General features: G+C 66.4%; 7 protein-coding genes. 4 read left to right on the top strand and 3 right to left on the bottom strand.

The window, feature by feature from the left end; all coding sequences use genetic code 11:
- The coding region (locus EP26_RS33765) for a helix-turn-helix domain-containing protein (RefSeq protein WP_043343219.1) at positions 1-716 on the bottom strand (716 nt) is incomplete at its 3' end.
- A gap of 261 nt (positions 717-977) precedes the next feature.
- Between EP26_RS33765 and EP26_RS26155 the strand changes: the two genes are divergently transcribed.
- A complete protein-coding gene (locus tag EP26_RS26155; protein ID WP_043343202.1) occupies positions 978-1,625 on the top strand; it encodes a phasin family protein in 648 nt (215 codons plus the stop codon).
- A gap of 188 nt (positions 1,626-1,813) precedes the next feature.
- Complete coding sequence (locus EP26_RS26150) at positions 1,814-2,281, top strand: hypothetical protein (RefSeq protein ID WP_157033801.1); 468 nt, start codon at positions 1,814-1,816, stop codon at positions 2,279-2,281.
- A 151-nt stretch (positions 2,282-2,432) separates the two neighbouring features.
- On the opposite strand, the gene tnpA is transcribed toward EP26_RS26150, so the two are convergent.
- Together tnpA and EP26_RS26140 are read right to left on the bottom strand one after the other, a co-directional pair.
- The gene (gene tnpA, locus EP26_RS26145) at positions 2,433-2,918 is read right to left on the bottom strand and encodes an IS66-like element accessory protein TnpA (protein ID WP_052389704.1); all 486 of its coding nucleotides are present in this window, start codon (positions 2,916-2,918) and stop codon (positions 2,433-2,435) included.
- A gap of 254 nt (positions 2,919-3,172) precedes the next feature.
- The gene (locus EP26_RS26140; protein WP_084113001.1) at positions 3,173-5,158 is read right to left on the bottom strand and encodes an AsmA family protein; all 1,986 of its coding nucleotides are present in this window, start codon (positions 5,156-5,158) and stop codon (positions 3,173-3,175) included.
- Positions 5,159-5,386: 228 nt separating this feature from the next.
- On the opposite strand from EP26_RS26140, the gene EP26_RS38330 reads away from it, so the two are divergent.
- Positions 5,387-5,509, top strand: coding sequence for a hypothetical protein (locus EP26_RS38330; protein WP_281177120.1), 123 nt, complete (start codon positions 5,387-5,389; stop codon positions 5,507-5,509).
- A 277-nt stretch (positions 5,510-5,786) separates the two neighbouring features.
- Positions 5,787-6,620, top strand: a complete 834-nt coding sequence (locus tag EP26_RS36440; RefSeq protein ID WP_169747452.1) for a YihY/virulence factor BrkB family protein — start codon at positions 5,787-5,789, stop codon at positions 6,618-6,620.
- Positions 6,621-6,666 lie beyond the last annotated feature (46 nt).

Raw genomic sequence — 6,666 nt, 5'->3', positions numbered from 1 at the left:
AGCGCCCGCTCGGTGGTCCCTCCGGCGAATTGGGCAGGGCCGGGCAGCGGCCAGGAGGCCGTCACGGCGTGCTCGCCGAAGTCCGGGCAGTGCTGGCCGCGCAGGATGTCGCAGAGGGCGATGACGAAATCCATGCGCGGCGCCTCGCCGTGCGTGAACTCGTTCCAGGACTTGCAGCGCAGGCCGGAGACGTCATGCCCCAAAGCCTGGAGCTTCTCGACGACCTCGGGCATGGGCCGCGGCGCCGGATCCGACCCGGCCGAGTAGGCCCGGAACCGGTCCCCTCCCACCTTGTCCAGGATGGCCTCGGCCATCAGGGAGCGCGCGGAGTTGCGCGTGCACAGGAAGAGCACGTTGAAGGCCGGTGTCATGGATTTCCTCTCGACGACGGGGGCGGGACCGAGGCGGGCGATGTCGCCGCAGAGCTCGGGTTGGCCGGAGCAGCAGGTCTCCGTCAGGAAAGTAACCAGCTCGCGGAGCGAGGCGAGGCGGACCGCGTGAATGACTTGGCGGCTCTGCCGTGTCGATTGAGTCAGCCCAGCGCGCTCAAGTGCGCCGAGGTGGAATGAGGCGGTTGAAGGTGGCAGGCCAAGGCGTTCGGCTACTTCGCCCGCCGGCAGGCCGTTTGGCCCTGCGGAAAGCAGCACACGTAGCAGACCGAGGCGGGTCTCCTGCGAGAGTGCTCCGAAGACCTGGGCGGCTTCCTTAGCTTCCATGTTTCCATTAAAACCGTTATGTTTTCCGTCGTCAAACCAATCATACTTCTCGAAACGAAATATATCAATTAACGGTAATGAAAATTTATATTTAGTAGAGAGCCATATGTACGTTGCGGCCAACGTTCAAGAATTTTGCAACAAGTTCTTCATCGCTCTTTCAAATTGCAAGCCTTGCCCTGAGACGAGCATTAGATCAAACACCGATTGTGCAGTGCAGCAATACTCGATGCACTATAAATATATTCGCAGGAGACCCACATGGCCGACATTAACAAGCCGCACGACGTTCGCGCAGCCGCCACCGCCGATGGGGCCGTCCGCCGCGGCGCCGAAGCTATCCAGCAAGGCGGTCACGCTACCAATGAGGCGCTGCGCCAGAACGCCGAGGTTGGCGCCGACATGGCGCGCAAGGGTACCGAAGCAGGAGCCGATGCGGCTCGCCGCGGTGCTGAGCTTGCGAACGATACGGCGCGCCGGAGCACGCAGGCGGTCACCGACGCCCAGCGCCAGATCACTCAAGATGCGGCACAGCGTTTTGAGGAGGTCAGCCGCAAGGTGGCCGAGGCGGCCCGGGGAACGAGCGAGAACGTGCGCCAGCTAATGGCGCTGCCGAACGCCGCCGAAGGCGGGCTGCGCGACCTGCAACAGGGGATGGCAGGCCTGATTGAGGGCGTGATGCAGACCAACCTGCGCGCCGCGCAGGAGCTGTTCCGCCTCACCAACCCGGCGCCCATCGTGGAACTGCAGCAGCGCTTTGTGCGCGAGTACACGGACACCCTGCTGCGCAACACCGCAACGCTGGTTCGTGCAACGCGTCGCACCGCCGACGAGACGCTGCGCCCGCTCGAGGAGCAGATCCGCCAGGCGGATCAGGGCCAGCAGCGCACTCAGGCCGCGGCGGAGTGACGCCGGCTCGGGACCCGCGAAGATCCTGAGCATAGAAGGAAGTGGCCGGGGCGCTACGGGTGTCCCGGCGTTCTCATATTGCCCTCGGTAACCAGGTGCGTCGGCATCGCCGGCCGCCTCCGACGAGTTTAGCCAACTCTCCTGCCATGACGGCAGCGTCCGGCGCCAGGGAAAGCATGGAGCGGAACATGGAGAAGACCAAGCACGACCTCGCCAGCTTGGTAGAGGAAGCCGCTGCCAACATGCGCCAGCTGATGACCGCCCCGCCGGGGCTTGGCACGGCCGGGCAACAGGCGCAGGAGGCACAGCGAGCCGCGTTGCTTCTGTTCGAGGGCGTGATGGCGACCAACAAGCGCTTTGCCGAAGTGCTGCTGAACAACGCCAAGCCGAGCCCGGCGGTGGAGTTGCAGCGGCGCTTTGTGGGCGAGTACTTCGACGCACTGGCACTGGGTGGGACGCTGGTACTGCGCGCGGCGGGGGAAGCGGCCCAGCAGTCACCGCAGCGGCAGATGCACGAGCGCGGTCAGCAACAGGACGGTGGCGAGGCGGCACCCGCCGGGAGATCTGAGCCAGCCCCGACGAAGCGAGTCCAACGCTCTCGCTCGCAAGCATCGCGCAAAAACGGGAACCTCGCTCGGGAGAAAGCCGCAGAATAGGCGCTCGATCATGTAAATAGGCTGAGTGTCCAACTCGCATGAACCGAGGCGGACCTGCCAACGGCGGAGAGATATTGAAGCACCCGGGGAACGCATCGGATGTCGGTGACGCCGCAGGCCAGCCAGATCCGCAATCCGGCGGGCGGCGCGATCATCGGGGACCCAACGCCGCCAGCACGCGGCGCAGCGCCACCTCCTCCACCGCCGCTCCCACCCATACCGTCACACCGTCGAGCTGCACGATTTCAATCCGGGCGGAGGTGTCGTCGGGGAGCACGGCCGAGGACGCCGCCTGCAGCATCGACGCCTCTGCGACCGTGCCTCTGCCGTCAGGCAGCGCGGCGACCGGTACGAAGTTCGGCGGAACAGGCAGCAGCGCCTTGAGCTGACCCTCCACCATCTGTCGACGCCAGGTGTAGAGCAGGCCACTGCCAATGCCATGCCGCCGTGCCACCGCGATCGGTGAGCCGCTAGGCTCCAGACTCTCCATGACGATGTCGCGTTTCTGCTCCGGCGTCCAAATCCGCCGCCGCTCACCGCGGGTAATCACCTCCACCGGCGCCTCGCGCACGCTCATACGGTTGGTCGCAGGAGCGTCCTCAGCCTCGGTAACCCGTGGTGGCAGCGTCTTGTCCATCCCGCCCTTGCATCACGACGGCGCTCCGTGCCGCAAGGCGCCGTTGCCGCGACGCTTACGCTTGCGGCCATGCCACACCAGGAACGCTGTATTCCCAATGTGTTCGCAATCGGGCCTGCTGACCGTGGTTTTCCGCGCTGGTGTCCTGCCACCCCTCTCCTGGGCGATGTCAGGCCTCCCCATCTATGCGGTTCTGTTCGATGGCTTCACCCAGATTGAGGCGCTGCGCGGGAAGGCCGCCGGGAGGGCTGAGCCTAGCGCTGCCTGGCACCTTCCGGCGCCTGCGGGGGCTGGCGCCGCCGCTCGCCCACCGCTTGTAATCTTTCGCATTGGCTGTTCTCGCCCACGCCGAGCTGGATGGTCGGCAGCAAGGCTAACGGCGGAAACAGCAAGCCGAGCCCCACGGCCGCGCCCGCCCGCGCCGCTGCTTCTCCCAGCTCCGGCTGTATGGCCGGGTTCTTCAGGGTCCCCCCAACGCGGATTGGCGTTGGCAAGGACGCGACAGTCGGCTGCTTGGGGTCCGTGCGCAGCCGGAGGTCGAGCTGCTCGCGCCCGAGGTCGAGCGCGCCGGCGCCTGTCACCACATGGGCATCGGTGTCGAGCAGGAGAGTGCGGTGCCGCAGCGTCCCGCGATGCAGGGCAAAGTCTCCGATCAGGCACTCGATGCTTTCCCTGGCCGGAATGCCGAGCGCGGACAGGAGGGCATTGCCGAACTGCAGGCCGGATAGGTCCACCAAGAGCGAGCTGATGTTGCCGCCCACCGTGACCACCGTGGCCTCACCGTTGCCGCGCCCGAGGATTTCAGACAAAGATCTGCCGCTGCCCTCCAGGCGGGCGACCCCGCCCAGGGTGCCGGCGCCGCCCGTGCCCGTGGCGCCGAGCAAGCGCGACAGGTCAGCGCGGCGCAGTTCCACCTCGATCTTGGCGCGCAGGCCGCCGCCTTCCTGGGGCGTCAGCGTGCCGGTGGCCGTCAACCGCCCCTGCCCGATGCCGAAAGATACCGGATGGAGGGAAACCACGCCGTCCACGATGTCGGTTTCCGCGCTCAAGCTATCGAACGGCATCCCCTGCCCTTGGATGCGCTCCGCCCGGTAGCGAAGGTGCACGTTCGCTGCGGTCAGGCGTGGCATGTTGACAGGCGTGGTCGGGAGCAGCTTCGGGTTCGCTTCTGCGCGGGCTTGGGCAGCGCGCTGTTGCGGCGTCTGTCCTGGCGTGTTGGCACGCCCGGGCTGGGTGCCAATGAGGCCGCCGAGATCCGCGAGGTCCACGCTGCGCGAACGCAGGTCGGCGGTGACATCCGGCCGGCTACCAGCAGTGGAAACGGTAAGGCTGCCGCCGATGTCGCTGCGCCCAATCTTCCCCTCTGCGTCGAACAGCCGCACCCGGCCTTCCACGTAGTCTGCCTTGCCTTCGAGCCTGAACGGCGGGGTTTTCGGGAAGGGCACGCCGATGAGCGGCGTCAGGTCCGCCATGTCCTTTCCGGCGAACTCCACCCGCAGGTCGGCGCCACGCAGCTTCAGCGGCTCGCGCAGCGTACCCTTCAAATCGAACGTGGTGTCGCCATTGCGCAGGTGTAGGTCGACCGGCCAGGACTCCCTGTCGTCACGGAGGTTCAGGATGGCCCCGCCAGTCATCTGCGCCTCGATTGACTGGCCGGCGTAGGTGCCGCGCGCTTCAGCGACCAAGGCGGGCTCCTGCCCCTCCCGGTCCTGCGTCTTCACGTCCACCTCGAAGTCCGAGCGCAGCCATGCGATGGCGACCCGCGCCTTGCCGTCGTTGATGCGGAGCGCACCGATGCGCGGCCCGGGCGCCTTGCTCGCTTCAGCACCCTCGCCTGAGGGTGCGGCAAAGTCGAATTCGTAGTTACGGCTGCCGTCGTCACGGCCAATTACATTGACCACCGGCCGGTCCAGCTCGACGGATGGTAGCACTATCTCGCGCGAACGCAGAAAGGCGCCGACGTCCACCTGGGCTGTAGCGCGGTGGGCTTCCGCGAAAGGTGGGTCGTCCGGAAAGCCAGACGGGTTGCCGACACGCAGCCCTTCCGCAGTCACAGTAGAAACGCGGCCCAGCTTTACGTGGAGGTGTTCAATGTGCACCGGGCGCCCGACCGCTGCCCTCGCCCTGGCCTCGACCAAAGGAATGAACCAGTCCCATGACCAGAACGCAACCAGCAACGCCACTGCCAGCAGCGGCGCCCCCATCCACAGCAACCAACGCTTTACCCGACGCCCGGCCATCGTTCCTCCCAACGGCGTGACGCTTGCTGCGACGTTACCAGAGTAAGACGCGACAGCGACCCGGCGGTTCGCTCTGCTCCGCTTTGCTTAAGCAGCGACTTCAAAAATATTCCTCGGGGGCTTTCCCCCTTGATGCGGTGACGCAAGAAAGCCTTGGCGACAGCCAGCCGGCATGGTGCGTTGGCGCCGCACCGTTGTAGCTCCGGGAGGGGGTCAGGAATGCGAGCCATGGGCGGCGCGCTCAGCGGCACCTTCTTGCTCCTGCGGAAACCGATCGGTATCGAAACATTCGTTGATCGCGTCGCAGCGCTTCTCGAAACCGGAGAAACAGATAAAGCGTGCGCCGACTGAACGGACACAATGGCAGAAATGCGAGCAAGGGAACGGATGTTGCCACGAAGCGGGCCAACAAAGACATGAGGATGCGCAAGGTGGGAGTTCGGTCAGATTCCGCAGCAGCTCGTTCCGCTCGGCATCGGCGCTAATCTGCATGGTACCGCGTTTGGGCTTTATGACAGAAGGCTTTGAGCGAAGCGTAATGTCCGCCACAGCCACAATCCATATGCGGAAATGCGACGGCCGTGGGGCAGCCACCCCCGCCTTTATCCCGGCGCAGGGCTGGCGGCAGGTGCTGGTCCGCTGCTTCCGGCGGGTCTTCGAGGACCGCTTGCTTGGCGAAGCGGCGGCGGTTGCCTTCTACGCTCTCCTTGCCGTGTTTCCCGCGCTCGCCGCGCTGGTGGCGCTGTGCGGCCTCTTCGTTGATCCGGAGGTCGCGGCGGAGAAGTTGCAGGCCCTGGCTGGTATGCTGCCTGCCGGATCGGCGGAGGTGGCGCGGGATGCCTTGGGAAGGATGGCAGCCGTGGGCGGCGGTCAGCTCGGCCTGGCTGCCACTCTCGTCGCGGCTGCGCTCTGGAGCGCCACAGCCGCGGCGATGCAGTTGTTCGGGGCACTGAACGTCGCCTACGGCGAGCGCGAGGCACGCGGTCTCGTCCGGCTGGTCGGCATGGCCCTGTTGTTCGCGCTCGGGTCTGTGGCGTTCGCCGTTTTGGCCCTCGGCGGTGTCCTGGGTGTGCCGCTCGCGCTCGCGGCTGCGGCCGGGCCGGGCGGCGCCATGGACTGGCTGCTGCGCCTCCTGCGTTGGCCACTGCTGCTCGCCGCGGTCTCGGTCGTCCTCGCGCTCGCCTATCGCCACGGCCCGTGCCGCGCCTGCCCTCGTTGGCATTGGGTCAGTTGGGGTGGTGCTTTGGCGGCGTTGGCCTGGCTGCTCGGGTCGGCTGCGGTGTCCTGGTACATGCAGCGGGTTGGCCGTTACGATTGGCTCTATGGCTCGGTTGGGGCTGTGCTCGGCTTCATGCTATGGGCCTTGGTCTCCACTGCGGCTGTCCTTGTCGGCGCGGTGCTCAACGCCGAGCTCGAGCGGCAGGCCATGCCGGAGGCGGAACCCGCACCGCCTGGGTCGTAGGTCGTTGCGAATGGCGGAGCATGGTCGGGTGGGCGGGGCCCGAAGC

The organism is Belnapia moabensis DSM 16746, from assembly GCF_000745835.1.
GTDB classification, from domain to species: Bacteria; Pseudomonadota; Alphaproteobacteria; order Acetobacterales; family Acetobacteraceae; genus Belnapia; species Belnapia moabensis.
Note: the sequence above shows the minus strand (reverse complement) of the source record. Positions and strands in the feature narration are given on the sequence as shown.